Below are 20,371 nucleotides of genomic sequence, written 5' to 3'. Positions count from 1 at the left end.
GCAACTATCGTTGAGTAATATCAACAGATAGAGCTTCACAGCTTATAAAAAGGTCGCCTAGGCGGCCTTTTTTAATGCCTGTAAGAAAGCTGGAAGCTTTTAGTAGCTTAGAGTGAAAGGCTAATCTGCCGCCTTCAAACTCCCAATGGACGAAGGTTTACGCTTCGCTATCCGTGAAGGTGGCCGTACAGTTGGTGCTGGTGTTGTTGCAACTATCGTTGAGTAATCAACTATAGTAATGCATCAAGCATTAAGAAAAACCCGAGCTTAGTCTCGGGTTTTTTTATGGGTGAAAAAGCTACCAGCTGTCAGCTTTCAGACGTCAGATCATAGATTGATGGGGTTGGTTTGTGTCTCATACCATTCCGCATAAAGATTAAATTAGTTTGATCCATTCCCGATTGCACATTTTCTTCACTCGATACCTTCTTTAATATAAAAAAGCCCTCATTTGAGGGCTTTTTCGTGTCAATTCTAAATATTAACCAAGGTAAGCTTTTAACATCCAAACAAGTTTCTCTTGTTCTTTAATGTAGTCGCCCATTAGCGATGCTGTACCTTCGTCGTCTGCATCACCGGTTTGTGCAAGGATTTCACGCTGCATTTGAATAAGCGTGCTGTAACCTGCTAAAAGGTTTTCTACCGCAGCAGTACCTTCAGTGATATTTTTAGCTTCACTGATCTTGCTATCTTCGATGTACTCAGAGAACGCATGTACCGGTGTACCGCCTAACGTTAAAATACGCTCTGCAATCTCGTCTACTTTCTCAAGTAGTAAGTTATAAATTTCTTCAAATTTAAGGTGTAATTCAAAAAAGTTACGACCTTTGATATTCCAATGAAAGCCGCGTGCGTTCATGTATTGGATTTGGTAGCAGCTTAGTAAAGAGTTTAGTGAATTTACGATATCTTCACTTTTTGCGCTGTTTAAACCAATTGCATTTACCTGTGACATAGATTGCTCCTTAAAAAAAACCGTTAAGTGTTTACTTGCTAGTGCTTGGTGTTAAGTATTAGCCATCTTGGTTAATCTGTAAAATGGTTTAATTCGAACACGGTGATAGGTTTTAGCTATCAAAGGTTGGTTTTGTCCATTTGTGCACTATCAACATAACTTTGAATTACTTTTATATAGACTTGGGGCAATTGAGCAAAAAATCTACCTTATTTTGCAAATATTCAAAAATTAGGCAGAAAGTATGATCTAAAACAAGGTTTGTACTCGCTGATAAATAGGCTGATTTAGAACTTGATTTAGGTCAAAAAAACAACGAACCAGAAGCGCATAATGACTTTACCGCATTTAACCAGGAGAAGAAAAATGGACGGTAAAACAGTTAAAGAAAGCAAAGCTGAAATAGTTGTTGTAGTGATTGCATTACTTGCATTTGTTATCGGTTTGGTAGGTCATCTAGCAGGTGCTAGCTTCGCAAACTTTGATACCTTTGGCTATATTGCTGCACCTGTACCATTGATCTTAGGGATCATTGTTTTAATCTCATATAAAGTGGCTGCAAGTGCTGAAGATTAAAGTATCACTCACTTTGATTTATAAGCTTAATAATGTAATCCATCACTTGGCGTGAGTAGATCATACTGGTGTGACTCAAATGAAACACCTTATGTTCTGCCATGCCATTGAGTTTGGTTTCATCTATCAAAACTGTACCATCAGAGACACTGCCTTTAGCAATCAGTGGCATTAGCCCTATTGGTAAGTCACCGGCAATACTATAAAGCTTGGCATTAAACGGCCAATCGCCATTCTCAGATAATAAAAACTCCACGCTATTTTTTAACAGCATTTCAAAGCCCTTTTGCTGCATTTGCTTAGCAATATGACTGCCTTTATGCGGGGTGCCTAAGGTGATCACCTTTTCGACATGGCGACTTTGAAGAGAATTGGCCTCTAAGTAAGCGCGAGCAACCAAGCCGCCCATCGAATGGCAAACTAAGGCGGTAGGTTTACCACCGATAAAGCGATCAATCTTATCGAAAATTGCCGCTCTATCGGGAGAGAGCGTGTTATAGGTCAAATTGAGTATTTTTAGACCTGACTTTTCAAGGCGCGCGCACAGTGGGCGCATCACAAAGCCTGACATATAAAGTCCGTGTAATACTACAACTTGCCTAATTGCCATCGCATTCCTTACATTAACTGTTGCGGTTTAATTTCGATATTTGCTGTATCTGAGCTAACCCATACTTCACCATCTTGAATGGTAATAGTGAGCTTAATATTGCGATCAGCTAAGTCGGCTAATGCCTGAGTCGCGGCATAATCGAGACTAAAAATACTTAAGTTTTTAAAATCATACAACTTAGGTTGATGTTTTTGCCACCAAATCGCTTGGTTATTTTCGCCGTAGGTATATAAAACAACTTGCTTCGACTTATTGCAGGCTTTTTTCAGGCGTTTTTCGTCTGGTAGCCCAAGCTCAACCCATAATTCAATTTCTTCGCTATAGTTAATGTGCCAAAGCTCAGGCTCATCATCAGCGCATAAACCTTTTGTAAACTCTAAGCCTTCACGGGCATTTAGCGCAAAAGCCAACAAGCGGATCATCAAGCGTTGTTCGGTTTCTGATGGGTGTTGTGCCAGTGTTAAATTGAAATCTTGATAAATGTGGCGATCCATATCGCTTAACGATAATTGCGCTTTAATAATGGTTGATTTAAGAGCCATAACTGCTTACTTGAAAAAATTTGCGTCATTATAGCGCAATTCGTTGCCGAGCCAGTTAAAATACCGTGAAATTATCTTGTAGGAGTTAAAAATGGCCATCCAGTGGTTCCCGGGTCTACAGCCTTAACTTCCATCACTTTCCATACTTATTTCCATATTATTCTAAATAATTGAAATAAAATGTTTTTATCGCCGTTCTTTTCCGCGGTCTTCCACCAGCTGCCAGATGCTTTAGTACCCACTAAAGTACCCATGGGTTCTAAAAGCGTATATACTGACCTAAATAAAGCAGGAGTTTATATGCCTAGGCCAGTAACCAAACTAACCGATAAGAAAGTTAAAGCAGCAAAGCCGCAAGAGAAAGAGCAAACTCTTTCAGACGGTGGAGGCTTGCAATTGCGTGTCTTACCAAGCGGTACAAAATCTTGGCAGTTTAAGTACAAAAATCCAGTTACGGGTAAATACAACAAAATGCCTTTAGGTATTTACCCAGATAAATCCCTTTCAGACGCAAGGGATGATGCCACTGATAAAAGAAAGTTATTAGCCAATGGCGTTGATCCAAAAACACATAAGTTAGAGAAGAAGAAAGAGGAAATCCGTAAGCATAATAATACTTTTATCGCTGCAGCAGAGCTTTGGTTTGAGCGTAAAAGGCCAACCGTCACTGAGCAGCATGCGTCTCGTGAGTGGAGGGCTTTAGAAAAGTATGTATTTCCAAAAATGAAAAATATGCCTCTGGAAAGCATTACAGCACCTGAGACTATTGAGATTCTTAGGCCTTTAGAATCTGATGGGAAACACTCAACTGTTAAGCGTATTTGCCAGAGCCTTAATCAGATTATGGATTACTCTGTTAATCATGGCTATATACAAGCTAATCCATTAGCCAAAATTATTAAGGTGTTTTCTAAGAATATAGTAGAACATATGGCAACTATTGAGCTAGATGAGTTGCCTGAATTCTTAAAAGCTTTATGGGGTGCGCCAAACATTCAAAATAAGACTAGGTTATTGATTCTTTGGCAGCTACACACCATGACTCGACCAAAAGAAGCTGCTAGGGCTAAATGGGAAGATATTCACTTTGACGATAAAGTTTGGATAATTCCAGCTGAAGAAATGAAGCGCAGAAGAACGCATAGAGTACCTTTAACACCTGCTACGATAGCAATATTAGAGAAAATGAAGCCACTCAGCGGGCATCATCAATATATTTTTCCTAATGAACGTGATCCTAATGGCCATGCAAGTACCTATACAGTGAATGCAGCCATAAAGCGTAGCTTGGGCTATAAAGATAAGCTTGTGGCTCATGGCCTTCGTTCTGTTGCATCTACGGCGCTTCATGAGCAAGGTTACGATAGTTTGTTAGTTGAAGCTTGCTTAGCTCATGCCGATGAAAATGAGACTAGAGCGGCATATAACCGCTCGGATTACCTAGAACAGCGTAGACCAATAATGGATTGGTGGAGTGAGTTGATTGGGCAGACTAGTCCCAAATAAAAGCATTTAATCAAGCATTGTTTTGACTATTTTATTGAGAGCTTTTTTCTCAGTACTATTATGCTCTTTAGCATAGTTAGTCAGTTTTTTCTGGTTTGCTTTGGTTAAACCAAAGTGGCTATTATGCTTTTGGCGAAGTATTTTTTGCTTCTGTGCGTTATACAATGATGAAGTTAACTCATTTACTGTTGGCAGCTTATCCTTTTTTAAACTAACAATAGTTGTGGGCAATATTTCACTTGAGGGGGAGGGTACATCCTGCCTAGCCTCCATTGTAAACCTTATACCATTATAATTTTTTTCTACGTATTGTTTGATTGCGCTATCTGGGTATGGGTCAGCTTTGTAATGTGTGTAATGAAATGAATCTAATAAAGCTTCTTTTACGGTGGTTTTTTCTTTGCTTTTTAATTCGAAGTAATGCGAATACAGGTCAAAAAAAGAAGTTTTATTTGTGATTTCAGAGCTGTTCTTTATTTCTAAGTATAGTAAGGAATTATTAATTGGTGCAGTAATTAGGTGGGGGCTGTGATTAGAGATCTCCTTTTCAGAAAAGCATTTGTTAGTTAAAGTGAGACTTGTTAGTGGTGTAACTAATTTTTCAAAATAGAGGCCTTTTAAAAAGTTCCAATTACTTATCAGTGCAATAACAGACCAATAAATTGTCTCATTATCAATTGGTTTAATGAACCGGAAAGCTCTTTTTTCTCCTGCCGCCTTATCTATTTTTTCTGTTAGATAACGCCAAACCCAGCTACATGTTTCTTCATCTTTTATATCTAACCAAGAAAGCCGACTTTTACCTGTTACAAACTGTGAATAGCTCTCCTTCATAGTCAGTAAGTAGTCCTGCTTAACCCCTTCGTCGCAAAAGGTAGCGTCAAAAATTTTAATGATTAGAGGATAAATCTCTTTAACGTTACTAGCAAAGTCTCGAAAGTACTTATTTGGGGGGGCGTAGTAATAGCGTTTAGGTGGGTTAAATTTCAAGTAAAAAAGTACCCAGCATAACTGCTTAGGGTCCTTAACTGATAGCCAATCAAAGCTCTCAGTAGGTAGGATATTCGAAAAGTAACCTTTCATTAATTTACTTTGTTCAAACTGTATACGACCCTCAGCTCCATTAATGAATTCATTTTCCCAGCACTGAATAATCTCACGAGCTTCTTCGATATTTGTAGGGGATTTTTTAACACTAATTAAGTTGTTTTCAAGGATATATTTAGCTAACCAATACAGTGATCTTTCATCATTTTTGAACGTGTCTAGCCATGACATTTTTGTAATTCCTTATAAAATAATGTTCATTTATAGCATAACCATAGTGTATTTAATCAATGTTTTTTTCATAAAAAATTGAACTGTATGTAGTAAAAAAAACGTAACTTCTGAATTTGCAATGAGTGCTATTTTGCTGGGATAGGCTATGTTTTTTATTTATTTCATTGAACTATCTCATGCCAACCTTAAAAAGCAAGTGAATTGCTCTACCTAAGTATTATGATAGAGGAGCTTTCTGTACTGATAACTTCAGAGTAACTTTAAATCTGCAAAGTAGTTGCTCAGTAATGCGTTAATGAAATTAACCATCTAAAATAAAGCTGGTTTTTTAGTGGGAATTTCGGTTTGGTAATATTAATTAGATTTACTAGTAACGAAGTAATTATCACAACAAATACAATTTAAAAAATACTATTCATCCACCTGATATGAACTCATACTTTTCAGGATAAAGAAGGTGAATAATCAAAAACAATACTCAGTAACTACTATCCCTACTTACAAGCAATATCAAACACTCGCTAGAGACAATCAGCCCTTAGTTATTCCCTACTTAGATGCTATTGAGAAAGTCATGCTTGCTGCATGTGCTGAGCATAAAAGAACGTTTGCTGTGAGAGTTGATTTAAGGTTACCTGCTCATTCAAATACAATTGATTTAGATAGCAATAAAGTTATTAAACGATTCATTGCTTCTCTTGAGGCGCAGATTAAAGCTGATACAAAACGTAAAGCTCGTGAAGGTAGAACGCCACACCCTTGCAATGTTAGGTATATTTGGGCAAGAGAACAGAGCACAGCTCATCATCAACATTACCATTGTGTACTGTTTTTTAATAAAGACCGCTATCACTGTACGGGTAAAATAAATGCAGAGAGTGATAACCTGTTTACTCGAACAGTTAAGGCTTGGGCGAGTGCGTTGAGCTTACCGTTGGATGAAACGATGCAATTAGTTCATTTACCTAATAATGCACATTACTACCTCGACGCTAATAGCTCTGATTTCACTCAAGACTTTCATGCTCTGTTTTATCGACTGAGTTACCTCGCAAAGCTAAATACTAAGCAATATGGATTAGGGCAGCGTTGTTTTGGCTATAGTCAGAGGTAATACTTTTAATAAAGACCTGTGCTTCTCATTATTCGTTTTAACGAGGTTTTGAGATCTTCAACTAGCTAAATAAGCTCAAGCCCTTATTATATAAGGGCTGGCAAGTTCCCAAAATACCATTATGAGAACCTAAAAATAAAAGGTGTTATTACACTTTAAAAGAGTGCTCATTTAGAGCACTCGTATTTGACTAATCAAACAAACTAGCAATGCCAGCAACTATCCCTCCAGCAACAGCTAGAGGGACTGTAACAGGCGCAGACGCAACACCAGCACCAATTACTATTGCGCCAGATGTAAGTGCTCCAGCGGCTGCTCCGGAGCCTATAGCCACAGCTGTTCTGCTTACGCTAGAGTCACTACTGCCAGTTATCTGTTTTGATAACTCATTACCGACTAAGCCGCACGAAACGGCTTTATTTAAAGACATAATGTTTTCCTTTTAGTTAAGTATCACGAGCACCAGAATGGCGCTGTTAGGGTTTATAGCTCTAGCTCTTCAAAGTCTTTGTCTATTTCCTCCTGTGTTATGCCTATGTAACGAAGTGTGGTTGCTTCGGAGCTATGGCGGAGCATTTTCATTACTCGGGCGATGTCATGGGTTTTCTGATACAAGTGATAACCGCGTGTTTTACGCATTGAGTGAGTCCCCAAATGAATATTTAGTTCTTCACCTACTAGCGCAAATGCTTTTGTGACAGCTCTGCGTGATAGCGGTCTAGGCTTTGAATTAATCGCTTGTTGATTGCGGTATGATTGAAATAAGTAGATGTGGTGTGGATGAGTTAGTTTAATTTCGTTGATCAAGGTAAGCGCCTTATCATTTAGCTTTATTTCAGCTAATTTCGAGGTCTTTGACTCATAAATAATCAATCTATTGTTACTTATGTCAGTAAACTTCACTGCAAGTAAGTCAGATATTCTAAGTGCGAGATTTAAGCCAATATTCCATATCTGGCTCATTTGTCTTGAGCAACGCTTTTCTAGTAAATAGCTAACGAGCCTTACTGTATCAAGATCTTTAACTGCTTGTACTTCAGCCATAAAGCCCCCGTTACTCCGTCGTAACTGTTACTTGATAACAACCTGTGTTGTAGTACTCAACAAAGTTTGAAATGAATAGGTCTAATAGCTCTTCACCTTCTTTAGCGCTTAACCAACCCAATAAATAGTGAAAAATCTGTTTAATGCTGAAACACACATCAATCTCTTTTATCAGCTCAGAGCTATGGTGCCCATGATACGAAAAGTCAGTAATGTAAAGAAGTTGCCAGTTGGTGACCTGCTTTTCTAATCGTACCTCTACCGGATGAAACCCTCCAGACTTAGGGCTATAATCGGGATCTCTAAAGTTAAGTATAATCGCCTTTGCTTCCCCTACAGAGTCACCCCCGTTAGTAGCAGCATTAATAATCACACTAATAAATGAGTCTGGCACTTTTAAGCCTGACACTTGCTCTATTTTTAACGTCATATTTAACTCCTTTTAAATTAAGCCATGCTCAGCAAATGAATACGTGCTTTCGCCAATGATGATGTGATCAAGTATTGATACATCTATTAGGTTAAGTGCCTGCTGTAACTTGGTGGTAATGAGCTTGTCTGCTTGAGATGGGGTGGTAACGCCTGAAGGGTGATTATGCGCCAATATAACGGATGCTGCATTAAGCTCTAAAACCTCTTTGACAACTTCTCTAGGGTAAACGCTAGCAGCGTTAATAGTGCCTCTGAAGAGTTCTTTAAACTCTAGTATGCGGTTTTGGCTATCTAAAAAAAGTACGGCAAAAACTTCATGCTCATGTATTGCTAGTTTATGTTTCAAGTACTCTTCGCAATCATTAGGGCTATTTAGTACACCATCTCTAAACTGCTTCTGTGCGATGATGTAGGCAGCAGCTTCTAGTATCTGTTTATCATTTACCGGATGCTCGAATTCATATAACGACTGTTGACCTTGCATTATTAATTCCTCTTAAGTGGTTTATGCAAGTTAGTGATGTATATGTGTAAATTTTTCATTTGGAAGGCGTAAAAAAATACTGCCCCCGGAAAGGTTATGTACTAATAACCAACCGGAGAAATTCCATGCGTTTAATTAAACTGAAAGAAGTGATGGCAAAAACATCACTGGGTCATTCAAGTATCTATAAATTTATTGCTGAAGGTACTTTTCCTAAGCAAGTATCGTTAGGGGCTAAGTCGGTGGCATGGGTTGAGTCAGAAGTGGATGATTGGATAATGGAAAGAATAGGTGAACGATAAGATAGTTAAGGCGTTTATATCTCTAAGTAGCAGATTGGTTATAGAAAATTTATGATAGTATAACTTTCATTGAAGGTAAGTGAATTAGGGTCAGCGCTGACCCTAATTCACTTACTAAAATGTGCAGATAAAAGATAATATACCTTAAGGGAATTTATTGATGACAAGTTTACAACAACGTGCCGAACTTCAACGCCAAATATGGGCTATTGCCAACGATGTACGTGGCTCAGTGGATGGCTGGGATTTTAAACAATATGTATTGGGTACGCTGTTCTATCGCTTTATCAGTGAGAACTTTGAGCTTTACATTACTGGCGGTGATGAGAGCGTCAATTATGCTGCTATGGTCGATGATGATGAAAACATTCTCGCTGCAATGGATGATGCAGTCCTTACGAAAGGGTATTTTATTCTTCCAAGCCAGTTGTTTAGCAATGTGGCGGCCAATGCACACAAGAACGAAAACTTAAATACTGATTTGGCTGCTATTTTTGCTGCAATCGAAAACTCAGCCAATGGCTATGATTCAGAAAAAGACATCAAAGGCTTGTTTGCTGATTTTGATACCACCAGTAATCGTCTGGGTAATACGGTAGAGGCAAAAAACAAACGTCTTGCAGCTGTGTTAAAAGGCGTGGCAGGTTTAACTTTGGGTAACTTTGAAGACAACCAGATTGACTTATTTGGTGATGCTTACGAGTTCCTGATTTCAAACTACGCCGCCAATGCGGGTAAATCCGGTGGTGAATTTTTCACCCCTCAGCACGTATCAAAATTAATCGCGCAGCTGGCCATGCACGGCCAAACCAGTGTGAATAAAATCTATGACCCTGCGGCGGGTTCAGGTTCATTGCTGTTACAAGCTAAAAAGCACTTTGATGCGCATATCATTGAAGATGGTTTTTTTGGACAAGAGCTCAACCACACCACTTACAACTTGGCGCGTATGAATATGTTTTTGCACAACATAAACTACGACAAGTTTAATATTCAGTTGGGTGATACCTTAACCGAACCACACTTTTTAGACGAAAAAAATAACAAAGGTTTTGATGCCATTGTCTCTAACCCGCCTTATTCAGTTAAGTGGGTTGGCAGTGACGACCCAACCTTAATCAACGATGATCGTTTTGCGCCCGCAGGTGTATTAGCGCCTAAATCAAAAGCTGACTTTGCCTTTGTGCTGCATGCGCTAAGTTACCTATCAAGCAAAGGTCGTGCGGCGATTGTTTGCTTCCCCGGTATTTTTTACCGTGGTGGTGCAGAGCAAAAAATTCGTCAGTACTTGGTCGACAACAACTATGTTGAAACCGTGATTTCACTGGCACCTAACTTGTTTTTTGGCACTACCATTGCCGTGAATATCTTGGTGCTGTCTAAACACAAAACTGACACCAGCACCCAGTTTATCGATGCTAGCGGCGAAGCTTATTTCAAAAAAGAAACCAATACTAACGTACTGACTGATAAGCACATTGAAGACATCATGAAAGTGTTTGCTAGCAAGGAAAACGTTGAGCATTTTGCCAAGTCCGTTGATTTAGATGCAATTGCATGCAACAGCTACAACCTTTCAGTAAGTAGTTATGTAGAAGCGAAAGACAACCGCGAGCAAGTGGACATTACAAAGCTTAATGCCGAACTTAAAACCGCCGTTGCTAAAATTGATGCGCTTCGCAGTGATATTGACGCCATAGTGGCGGAAATTGATGGTGAGGAGGTTGAAGTATGAGTCAGTTGAGCTATTTGGAGAAACTGTTGGATGGGGTTGAGGTTGAATGGACGACGCTAGGGAATGAACACGCGGTTGAAATAGCCAATAGTGGTCGAAAGCCCGTAAAAGCAGCGCTGCGTATAGCAGGAGAAACGCCGTATTATGGCGCAAACAACATCCAAGATTATGTTGACGGCTACACACATGAAGGTGAGTTCGTGCTTATTGCTGAAGATGGTTCAGCAAGTCTTGATAACTACTCTGTTCAATACGCAACGGGTAGGTTCTGGGCTAACAACCATGTTCATGTTGTGAGAGGTAAAGACGTTCTCAATACACGCTACCTATATCACTATCTTTGTATTGTTAACTTTGTTCCATTTTTATCTGGTGGTGGTCGTGCCAAGTTGACCAAAGGAAAGCTGGTTGATATACCGCTCCCCATTCCATGCCCAGATAACCCAGAAAAATCGCTGGCAATACAAGCTGAAATTGTGCGTATTCTGGACGCATTTACCGCCATGTCCGCCGAGCTGTCCGCCGAGCTTAACCTACGCAAAAAACAATACAACTACTACCGCGACCAGTTGTTGAGTTTTGAAGACGGTGAAGTTGAGTGGAAATCATTAGAGTTCCTTTGTGAGTCCATCTCTGCAGGTGGAGATGTCCCTAAAAATAGCGCTAAAGGACAAACCGAACCAACTTCTGTGTACCCATACCCAATTTATGCAAACGCTACAGATGAAAAAGGGCTATATGGTTTCACTGATAACTATAAGATTGATAGTGATGCAGTAACCATTTCTGCGCGTGGTGCAAAAGTCGGTTATCACACTGTAAGGGAAGCTAAGTTCACACCAATTATTCGTTTAATTGTTTTAGTTGCTGATAAAAATTTAGTTACCACAAGATATTTAAATTATGTTTTAGACATGACCCCAATTGGTGGTACTGAAGGGGGAATTCCGCAACTCACTGTTCCAATGGTAAAAAAGATAACCGTTCCAATTCCATTTCCAAACGATCCTGAGAAATCCCTGGTCGAGCAGACGCGTATTGTTGCTGTATTGGATAAATTTAAAACGTTAACAACTTCGCTTCAAGAGGGTTTGCCACGCGAAATTGAGTTGCGCCAAAAACAATATGAGTATTATCGTGATATGTTATTAAACTTTCCGAAATCAGATGAGGCGGCTTAATGAGTAAAACGCTAAAGGAAATAGCAGAGCAGTTGCAAGCGACCCCAAAAAAAGTGCAGTTGATCTATGCCTTTAATGGCTCTGGTAAAACTCGACTATCAAGAGAATTTAAAGAGTTACTTGCTTCTAAAATAAATGAAGAGGGTAGTGATGAAGTCGCACTAACGGCGATGTCTCGAAAAAATATCCTTTACTATAATGCTTTTACTGAAGATCTATTTTACTGGGATAATGATTTAAATGGTGATGAGCATAGAAAACTTAAGATACATCCTAACTCCTTCACCAAATGGGTGCTTGAAGAGCAGGGACAAGGAAACAACATTACTACCAATTTTCAGCGCCTAACGAATAGCACTATAGAGCCAAGATTTAGTGCTGACTTTTCGGAAGTTTCTCTTGTAATGAGAGATGACGCTCAGAACAAGCCTATCAAGATCTCTAAAGGCGAGGAAAGTAATCTGATTTGGAGTGTTTTCTATAGTTTACTGTATTTGATCAAAGAAGAACGAAATATTTCTGAGCCAGATAACAGAAGTACTAATGATTTTGATGCACTTGAGTATATTTTTATTGACGACCCTGTTAGTTCCTTAGATGAAAACCACCTCATACAACTAGCTGTTGATTTGGCTGCGTTGATTAAATCTAGTTACTATCCCTCAAGTGGCCTTGGTCTTAAATTCATTATCACTACACATAGTCCTACATTCTATAATGTTCTACATAACGAACTTGGCTTAAATAAAAAAGGGAAAAAAGAAGGCTGCTATCTGCTTGAGAAACTCGAAGATGGAAGTCATCGCCTGGATACTAAGTATGGCGATTCCAATATGAGTTTTTCATATCACTTGCATTTAAAGCAAACTTTAGAGCATGTAACTAAAAATAACTTGGTTGAGCGCCATCATTTTACATTGCTTCGAAACTTGTATGAAAAAACCGCCAGTTTCCTAGGCTACCCAGAATGGGGCAAATTACTAGAGAGCGCTCCAGGTGATAAGCAAGGCTACTTAAACCGCATTATTCAATTTACAAGCCATAACACATTAGCTGGCGAAGCACTTCCTGAGCCGACCCCTCCAGAAAAGCAGATGGTTAAGCTTCTTCTAGATAATCTAATTGATAATTACAGCTACTGGAAGCAAGAAACAGAAAATGACTAATAAAAATTTGACCATACAAGATCAAACCTCTGAATTTTTACTGTATACCTCCCCCAATGGCGATGTGAAAGTAGAAGTGTTACTCAGTGGTGAAACCATTTGGCTGACCCAAAAACGCATTGCTGAATTATTTGGTGTGGGTGTTCCTGCTATTTCTAAGCATTTGAAAAATATTTTTGAAAGTGGTGAGCTGCAAGAAGAACTGGTTATTTCCATTTTGGAAAATACCACTGCACATGGTGCTATGGCAGACAAAACCCAAACCAAAGCGGTGAAATACTATAACCTCGATGCGGTGATTTCGGTAGGCTACCGAGTAAACTCAGCGCAAGCAACCCAGTTTAGAATTTGGGCAACTCAACTAATCAAAGACTTCATCATCAAAGGCTTTGCCATGGATGATGATCGTCTTAAGAATGGCCGTTTCTTTGGTAAAGATTATTTTAAAGAGCTTCTAGAGCGCGTTCGCTCCATTCGTGCCAGTGAGCGACGCATTTATCAGCAAATCACCGATATTTTTGCCGAATGCAGTATCGATTATGACCCCAAATCAGAAACCACTCGTTTGTTTTATGCTCATGTTCAGGACAAATTTCACTTTGCTATTACAGGCCACACATCCTCTGAAATCATTGTTCTCAAAGCCGATGCTAGTCAGCCATTGATGGGGATGAAGACTTATAAAAATGCACCTGATGGGCGGATTCTTAAATCAGATACGACCATTGCAAAAAACTATCTGGCAGAAGACGAAATTAAAAAGCTAGAGCGTGCGGTTTCTGCCTTTTTTGATTATATAGAAGGTATTATTGAGCGCCGCAACACCTTTACTATGGAAGCTTTTGCCCAAAGCGTAAATAAGTTTTTAGCCTTTAATGAATACCAAGTGCTAGAAGGTTATGGAAATGTCAGCCGAAAAGTAGCCGAGCAAAAAGCTCATGCAGAGTATGAGCAATTCAATAAGCAACAAAAAATAGAATCTGATTTTGACCGCGAGGTTAAAAAGTTACTTGGGCAAGGAAATAAGAAAAAGGATGTAAATGAATGAAGTCTTATAAAGCAGTTGCAGAATTGAATAATTTCATCGTTCTAGATAAATATACATGGCAAGACCAAATTGCTGAAGGCTACCAGAGCGAAGCTGATTTAGAGCGCGAGCTTGTTCAAGATTTAAGTAATCAAGGTTATGAGTATGTGCCGGAGCTAACTACACCCGATGCCATGATGGCTAATGTGCGCAAACAGCTACAAACTCTAAATAAGGTCGAATTTACGGATGTCGAGTGGCTTCGTTTTTGCGAGCAATACCTTAATACGCCAAGCGACAATATTCTTGATAAAACCCGCAAGGTACACCGTGATCATATCTTCGATTTTGTCTTCGATGATGGCCATATAGAAAACATCTACCTGTTCGATAAGAAGACCATTGCTCGTAACAAAGTGCAGGTCATTAAGCAGTTTGAGCAAACGGGAAGCCATGCCAACCGTTATGATGTGACAATTTTGGTCAATGGTTTGCCTTTGGTGCAAATTGAACTGAAAAAGCGTGGTGTGGCGATCCGTGAGGCGTTTAACCAAATACATCGCTACAGCAAAGAAAGTTTTAATGCAGAGAACTCGTTGTACAAGTTCTTGCAGCTGTTTGTGATCTCTAATGGCACCGACACACGTTATTTTGCTAATACTACTAGGCGAGACAAAAATAGCTTCGATTTTACGATGAACTGGGCGAAGTCAAACAATACGCTGATCAAGGATTTAAAAGACTTTACCGCCACTTTTTTCCAGAAAGAGACGTTGCTTGAAGTAATCTTGCGTTACTCGGTATTTGACGTCAGCAATACCTTACTTGTAATGCGCCCCTACCAGATTGCCGCCTCAGAGCGCATTTTATGGAAAATAAAGAGCGCGTTTAACGCTAAAAATTGGAGCAATACCGACAGCGGTGGATACATTTGGCACACCACTGGTTCTGGCAAAACACTCACCAGCTTTAAAGCGGCACGTTTGGCCACCGATTTAGACTGTATCGATAAAGTCTTTTTTGTGGTGGACCGAAAAGACCTCGACTATCAGACGATGAAAGAGTATCAGCGCTTCTCACCTGATAGTGTGAACGGTTCAGACAGTACCTCAGGGCTAAAAAGCAACCTGGATAAAGACGATAACAAGATTGTTGTTACCACCATCCAAAAGCTCAACAACTTAATCAAAAGCGAAAGCGATTTAGCGATATACAACAAGCAAGTGGTTTTTATTTTTGATGAGTGTCATCGAAGCCAGTTTGGTGAAGCGCAGAAAAACCTAAAGAAGAAATTCAAAAAGTACTACCAGTTTGGCTTTACCGGTACGCCAATTTTCCCTGAAAACGCCTTGGGTGCTGAAACCACGGGCAGCGTGTTTGGCCAGCAGTTGCACACTTATGTGATCACTGATGCCATTCGTGATGAAAAAGTACTCAAGTTCAAAGTGGACTATAACGATGTTCGTCCGCAATTTAAGAGCATTGAGACTGAGCAGGATGATAAGAAGCTTAGTGCCGCCGAGAATAAGAAAGCGTTCTTACATCCAATGCGCATTCGTGAAATCTCGCAGTATATTCTGAACCATTTTAACCAGAAAACGCATCGAGCCTATTCTGGTGCCAAAGGGTTTAACGCCATGTTTGCGGTCAGTAGTGTTGATGCAGCGAAAGCGTACTATGAAACCTTTAAAACATTGCAGGCCGAGGCCGAAAATGGACCTACGAGTAAACCTCTGCGCATTGCGACTATCTTCTCATTTGCTGCTAATGAAGAGCAGGACGCCATTGGTGATATTTTAGATGAGAGTTTTGAAGTCAGTGCCATGAATAGTAGCGCGAAAGAGTTTTTGAGCGCCGCGATTAACGATTACAACGCCATGTTTAAATCTAACTATGGCGTGGACAGTAATGGCTTTCAGAACTACTACCGTGACCTTGCCCAGCGTGTGAAGAATCAAGAAATAGATCTGCTCATAGTGGTTGGTATGTTTTTAACGGGCTTTGATGCGCCTACGCTCAATACCTTGTTTGTTGACAAAAATTTGCGCTATCACGGCTTAATGCAGGCGTTTTCTCGCACCAATCGTATTTATGATGCAACGAAGACCTTTGGCAATATTGTTACCTTCCGGGACTTAGAGCAGGCAACCATTGACGCCATCACCTTGTTTGGTGACAAAAACACCAAAAACGTGGTGCTGGAGAAGAGCTACAAAGAATACATGGAAGGCTTTAACGATATTGCTACTGGCCAAGCTCGTCGAGGTTTTGTTGATATCGTAAAAGAGCTGCAAGAACGCTTTCCAAACCCTGAAAATATTGAAAAAGAACAAGATAAAAAGGAATTTGCCAAGCTGTTTGGTGAATACCTAAAAGCAGAAAATATTTTACAAAACTACGATGAGTTTGCTGGATTAAAAGCACTGCAAAGCATAGATACCAGTGATGAACAAGCTGTTGAAGAGTTCAAGTCAAAGTACTATCTGGATGATGCTGACATTGAGGCAATGCAAACCATCGATATGCCAAGTGAGCGTGCTATTCAAGATTATCGCTCTACCTACAACGATACCCGCGACTGGTTGAGACGCGATAAAGAGGGCCTGGACAAAGATAAGTCAACGGTAGACTGGGACGACGTGGTCTTTGAAATTGATTTGCTTAAATCTCAGGAAATAAACCTCGATTACATTATTGAACTTATTTTTGATCACAATAAGAAGAACAAGAGCAAAGAAGGCTTGATTGAAGAAGTTCGCCGTATGATTCGTGGTAGCCTTGGCAATAGAGCGAAAGAGGGCTTGGTGGTTGATTTTATTAACCAGACAAACCTAGATGAGATCAATGACAAAGCCAGCATTATCGACGCTTTCTTCAAATTCGCCCAGGCGGAGCAGAAGCGCGAAGCCGATGCCATTATTGCCTCTGAAAAGCTCAATATCGATGCTGCCAAACGCTATATTGCGTCATCACTCAAACGTGAGTACGCCTCTGAAAATGGCACTGCACTTAATGAGGCGCTGCCGAAACTTAGCCCATTAAACCCACAGTACCGAACCCAGAAACAAACGGTTTTTCATAAAATTGCCGCTTTTGTTGAAAAGTTTAAAGGTGTTGGGGGGCAGGTTTAGCTGGTCGCTTTTAAAATCAATGGCTTATGCCTTTGTGATGTGAGAGATTGCAAACATAACGAAGCTAAGGTTATACCGCAAATAAATTAAGTCGAATCATCAAGTATTTACGTAGGTGAATGGGAGATATTTCCTTAGGCTAGCTTGAAGTAAAGGATTAGAAGTGACTAAAAATAATAATTTTCCTAAGCTAAATGAATTTATAGTAATAGATAAGGTAGATCAGAATAGGCGAGCGAAAAATAACTATCAAAGTGAAAATGCCCTTGAGCGAGAACTCATTAGAGACCTACAAAACCAGCAGTACGAATATGTCCCAGGACTCAAATGCCCTGACAGGATGTTGGCGAATGTGCGTAAGCAGCTGGAAAAACTTAATAAGATTACCTTTCTAGATAGGGAGTGGTTTCGGTTTGTTGAGAGTTACTTAGATACACCAAGTGATGGAATCATTGATAAAACACGTAAAATTCATGATAACCATATTTTGGACTTTAAATTTGATGATGGTCATATCGAAAACATCTACCTGTTCGACAAGAAGACCATTTCTCGTAACAAAGTGCAGGTCATTAAGCAGTTTGAGCAAACGGGAAGCCATGCCAACCGTTACGATGTGACGATTTTGGTCAATGGTTTGCCTTTGGTGCAAATTGAACTGAAAAAGCGTGGTGTGGCGATCCGTGATGCGTTTAACCAAATACATCGCTACAGCAAAGAAAGTTTTAATGCAGAGAACTCGTTGTACAAGTTCTTGCAGCTGTTTGTGATCTCTAATGGCACCGACACGCGCTATTTCGCCAATACCACGAAGCGTGAAAAGAACAGTTTTGATTTCACAATAAACTGGGCTTTTTTAAAAAATAATCATATTAAAGATCTTAAAGAGTTTACTTCTAGTTTTTTACAAAAAAATACACTGCTTCAAGTACTATTTAATTATTGTATTTTCGATGTCAATAACACTTTACTCGTGATGCGGCCATATCAGATAGCGGCGACCGAGCGCATTTTATGGAAGATAAAGAGCGCTTTTAGTAGCAAGAATTGGAGTAACATTGAGAGCGGTGGGTACGTTTGGCACACCACCGGTTCAGGCAAGACGCTCACTAGCTTTAAAGCTGCACAGCTAGCTACCAGGTTGGATTTTATAAACAAGGTGTTTTTTGTCGTTGATCGTAAAGATCTAGATTACCAAACAATGAAGGAGTACCAACGCTTTTCACCAGATAGTGTAAACGGCTCAAATAGCACAACTCAACTTAGGCGCAACCTTGAGAAAAAAGATAACAAGATTATCGTCACAACTATTCAGAAGCTAAACAAGTTACTCAAAAGAGAGAATAATCTAGCTATTTATGAAAAGCATGTTGTGTTCATTTTTGATGAGTGTCATCGAAGTCAATTTGACGAATCACAGAAAAATTTAAGAAAAAAGTTTAGATATTATTATCAATTTGGTTTTACTGGAACGCCAATATTAAAAGGGAATGCTATAAGAGGGAAAACAACCGCTAGTGTATTTGGTGAGCTCATATCACACCCATACAAAATATCCCATGCAATTCATGATGAGAAAGTACTCAAATTCAAGGTTGATTATAACAATGTTAGTCCAAAATTTGAGAGTATTGAAACTGAGTCTGACGAAAGGAAGTTAAGTTTTTACGAGAAGAAAAAGCAATTTTTACATCCTGAACGAATTAAGAAGATATCGCAATATATACTTCATAACTTCCGTAGGAAAACCCATAGACATCAGGGAAGAGATAAAGGTTTCAATGCGATGTTTGCTGTCAGTAGCGTTGACGCAGCGAAAGCATACTACGAGTGTTTTAGTTCTTTACAAAAAGAAAATAAACCCAAATATCCTCTTAAGATAGCGACTATCTTCTCATTTGCTGCCAATGAAGAGCAGAATGCCATTGGTGATATTTTAGATGAGAGTTTTGAAGTCAATGCCATGAATAGTAGTGCGAAAGAGTTTTTGAGCGCCGCGATTAACGATTACAACGCCATGTTTAAATCTAACTATGGCGTGGACAGTAATGGCTTTCAGAACTACTACCGTGACCTTGCCCAGCGAGTGAAAAATCAGGATGTTGATTTGCTGATCGTGGTAGGTATGTTTTTAACGGGCTTTGATGCGCCCACGCTTAACACCTTGTTTGTTGATAAGAATTTGCGTAATCACGGTTTAATACAGGCATTTTCTCGAACTAACCGTATTTATAATACAACAAAGACCTTTGGCAATATTGTTACTTTCCGTGACTTAGAAAAGGCAACAGACAGCGCTATTGTTTTATTTGAAACGGAAAATACTAAGCAAGAAGTTTTGGAGAGAAGTTATTTAGATTACATCAATGGCTTTGTAAGCATTAAGTCCAGAAAAATTAGCCGTGGATACTCTGCAATTGTTGCAGACCTTCAAAGTGGATTTTCTGAACCTTTAGAGCTAATTAGAGAGAGAGATAAGAAAGAATTTGCACAGCTTTTTGGCGAATATCTTCGAATTGAAAGAGTGTTACATAGCTTTGATGAATTTGACGTTCTAAAAAAATGGAAAAAAATAGCCAAAGAAGATGTAAAAGGGATCGAGGCATTTAAAGCAAGATATGGTGTTGATGAAAATGATATCTGTCAGATGAATAGTATTCAGATACTTACTGAGCGTCAAATCCAAGATTATCTATCAAATTATAGGGATATAATGGATAAATTGCGCCTTCAAGAAGAGGGAGATAGAAAAAATGAATCGAACATTGATTGGAGTGATGTGCGTTTTGAAGTAGATCTAATAAAATCGACGGAAATAGGTCTAGATTATACTCTTGATTTAATTATTAAGCATAATAAAAAAAATAGAAGTAAATTAAAGCTACTTGAAGAAGTAAGTAAGCTTATTCATTCAAGGTTTGAAAATAGTGCAATAGAGAGTTTGATTCTTGATTTCATTAATCAAACTAATTTGAATGAAGTCTATGATAAAGAAAGTATCAATGAAGCGTTTGATAAGTTTGTCCTATTTGAAAAGAAGCGTGAAATTGAAGAATTGATAAAAGTTGAAAATCTTAATGTAGAAGCCACTACTCGTTACATTTCTACATCTCTTAAGCGAGGTTTTGCTAGTGATAAAGGTATTGAATTAAACTTAACCTTACCAACTTTAAGCCCACTTACTTCTCAGTATAAAACAAAAAAAGATGTTGTTTTTAAAAAGTTTGTTGAATTTGTTGAAAAATATAAAGCTATTGAGAAAGCTTAATATTTGGGATTTAA

General features: G+C 39.1%; 18 protein-coding genes and 1 pseudogene. 11 read left to right on the top strand and 8 right to left on the bottom strand.

What is annotated here, in order from left to right:
- Positions 1–139: 139 nt before the first annotated feature.
- Positions 140–226 (top strand): annotated as a pseudogene (locus tag HUS62_RS10365) (elongation factor Tu); the annotation flags it as partial.
- A gap of 255 nt (positions 227–481) precedes the next feature.
- On the opposite strand, the gene HUS62_RS10360 reads toward HUS62_RS10365, so the two are convergent.
- Positions 482–955, bottom strand: a complete 474-nt coding sequence (locus HUS62_RS10360) for a Dps family protein (RefSeq protein WP_175079442.1) — start codon at positions 953–955, stop codon at positions 482–484.
- Positions 956–1,321: 366 nt separating this feature from the next.
- Here HUS62_RS10360 and HUS62_RS10355 point away from each other — a divergent pair, with 366 nt between their 5' ends.
- Positions 1,322–1,531: a hypothetical protein gene (locus tag HUS62_RS10355; RefSeq protein ID WP_054562952.1), complete on the top strand. Its 210-nt coding sequence runs from the start codon at positions 1,322–1,324 to the stop codon at positions 1,529–1,531.
- 4 nt (positions 1,532–1,535) lie between these two features.
- Here the strand turns inward: HUS62_RS10355 and HUS62_RS10350 are convergent, their stop codons facing one another.
- Together HUS62_RS10350 and HUS62_RS10345 are read right to left on the bottom strand one after the other, a co-directional pair.
- Positions 1,536–2,141, bottom strand: a complete 606-nt coding sequence (locus HUS62_RS10350) for a lipase/acyltransferase domain-containing protein (protein WP_062566321.1) — start codon at positions 2,139–2,141, stop codon at positions 1,536–1,538.
- A gap of 8 nt (positions 2,142–2,149) precedes the next feature.
- On the bottom strand, positions 2,150–2,686 hold the full coding sequence (locus HUS62_RS10345) for a YaeQ family protein (protein WP_054552313.1): 537 nt from the start codon (positions 2,684–2,686) through the stop codon (positions 2,150–2,152).
- 300 nt (positions 2,687–2,986) lie between these two features.
- Here HUS62_RS10345 and HUS62_RS10340 point away from each other — a divergent pair, with 300 nt between their 5' ends.
- On the top strand, positions 2,987–4,192 hold the full coding sequence (locus tag HUS62_RS10340; protein WP_175079445.1) for a tyrosine-type recombinase/integrase: 1,206 nt from the start codon (positions 2,987–2,989) through the stop codon (positions 4,190–4,192).
- Positions 4,193–4,198: 6 nt separating this feature from the next.
- Here HUS62_RS10340 and HUS62_RS10335 read toward each other — a convergent pair whose 3' ends face one another.
- Complete coding sequence (locus HUS62_RS10335) at positions 4,199–5,470, bottom strand: hypothetical protein (RefSeq protein ID WP_175079441.1); 1,272 nt, start codon at positions 5,468–5,470, stop codon at positions 4,199–4,201.
- 460 nt (positions 5,471–5,930) lie between these two features.
- On the opposite strand from HUS62_RS10335, the gene HUS62_RS10330 reads away from it, so the two are divergent.
- Positions 5,931–6,587 (top strand): inovirus Gp2 family protein, encoded by a 657-nt coding sequence (locus HUS62_RS10330; RefSeq protein ID WP_175079440.1) that lies wholly within the window; start codon positions 5,931–5,933, stop codon positions 6,585–6,587.
- Between the two features lie 190 nt (positions 6,588–6,777).
- Here the strand turns inward: HUS62_RS10330 and HUS62_RS10325 are convergent, their stop codons facing one another.
- Genes HUS62_RS10325 through radC form a run of 4 tightly spaced genes read right to left on the bottom strand, consistent with a single transcriptional unit; the run spans position 6,778 to position 8,547 of the window.
- On the bottom strand, positions 6,778–7,017 hold the full coding sequence (locus HUS62_RS10325; RefSeq protein ID WP_036973951.1) for a hypothetical protein: 240 nt from the start codon (positions 7,015–7,017) through the stop codon (positions 6,778–6,780).
- Positions 7,018–7,070: 53 nt separating this feature from the next.
- On the bottom strand, positions 7,071–7,631 hold the full coding sequence (locus HUS62_RS10320) for a tyrosine-type recombinase/integrase (protein WP_036973950.1): 561 nt from the start codon (positions 7,629–7,631) through the stop codon (positions 7,071–7,073).
- A gap of 10 nt (positions 7,632–7,641) precedes the next feature.
- A complete protein-coding gene (locus HUS62_RS10315) occupies positions 7,642–8,061 on the bottom strand; it encodes a DUF2787 family protein (protein ID WP_175079439.1) in 420 nt (139 codons plus the stop codon).
- A 12-nt stretch (positions 8,062–8,073) separates the two neighbouring features.
- Entirely contained in the window at positions 8,074–8,547 is a 474-nt protein-coding gene (gene radC / locus HUS62_RS10310; protein WP_175079438.1) for a DNA repair protein RadC, read from the bottom strand.
- A 125-nt stretch (positions 8,548–8,672) separates the two neighbouring features.
- Here radC and HUS62_RS10305 point away from each other — a divergent pair, with 125 nt between their 5' ends.
- The 7 genes from HUS62_RS10305 (at position 8,673) to HUS62_RS23370 (ending at position 20,357) form a co-directional block, all read left to right on the top strand.
- Entirely contained in the window at positions 8,673–8,849 is a 177-nt protein-coding gene (locus HUS62_RS10305) for an AlpA family transcriptional regulator (protein ID WP_175079437.1), read from the top strand.
- A gap of 160 nt (positions 8,850–9,009) precedes the next feature.
- On the top strand, positions 9,010–10,584 hold the full coding sequence (locus HUS62_RS10300) for a type I restriction-modification system subunit M (protein WP_175079436.1): 1,575 nt from the start codon (positions 9,010–9,012) through the stop codon (positions 10,582–10,584).
- The gene (locus HUS62_RS10295) at positions 10,581–11,765 is read left to right on the top strand and encodes a restriction endonuclease subunit S (protein WP_175079435.1); all 1,185 of its coding nucleotides are present in this window, start codon (positions 10,581–10,583) and stop codon (positions 11,763–11,765) included. Before HUS62_RS10300 ends, HUS62_RS10295 begins: the two co-directional genes overlap by 4 nt.
- Positions 11,765–12,931: an AAA family ATPase gene (locus HUS62_RS10290; protein ID WP_175079434.1), complete on the top strand. Its 1,167-nt coding sequence runs from the start codon at positions 11,765–11,767 to the stop codon at positions 12,929–12,931. The genes HUS62_RS10295 and HUS62_RS10290 overlap by 1 nt, the downstream gene beginning before the upstream one ends.
- Positions 12,888–13,979: a virulence RhuM family protein gene (locus HUS62_RS10285; RefSeq protein WP_258536756.1), complete on the top strand. Its 1,092-nt coding sequence runs from the start codon at positions 12,888–12,890 to the stop codon at positions 13,977–13,979. Before HUS62_RS10290 ends, HUS62_RS10285 begins: the two co-directional genes overlap by 44 nt.
- Entirely contained in the window at positions 13,976–17,089 is a 3,114-nt protein-coding gene (locus tag HUS62_RS10280) for an HsdR family type I site-specific deoxyribonuclease (protein WP_175079433.1), read from the top strand. The genes HUS62_RS10285 and HUS62_RS10280 overlap by 4 nt, the downstream gene beginning before the upstream one ends.
- Positions 17,090–17,252: 163 nt before the next feature.
- Complete coding sequence (locus HUS62_RS23370; protein ID WP_175079432.1) at positions 17,253–20,357, top strand: type I restriction endonuclease subunit R; 3,105 nt, start codon at positions 17,253–17,255, stop codon at positions 20,355–20,357.
- Positions 20,358–20,371 lie beyond the last annotated feature (14 nt).

It is taken from the genome of Pseudoalteromonas sp. 0303, assembly GCF_013349995.1.
Classification (GTDB): domain Bacteria; phylum Pseudomonadota; class Gammaproteobacteria; order Enterobacterales; family Alteromonadaceae; genus Pseudoalteromonas.
This window is presented reverse-complemented; position numbering and strand designations above follow the sequence as displayed.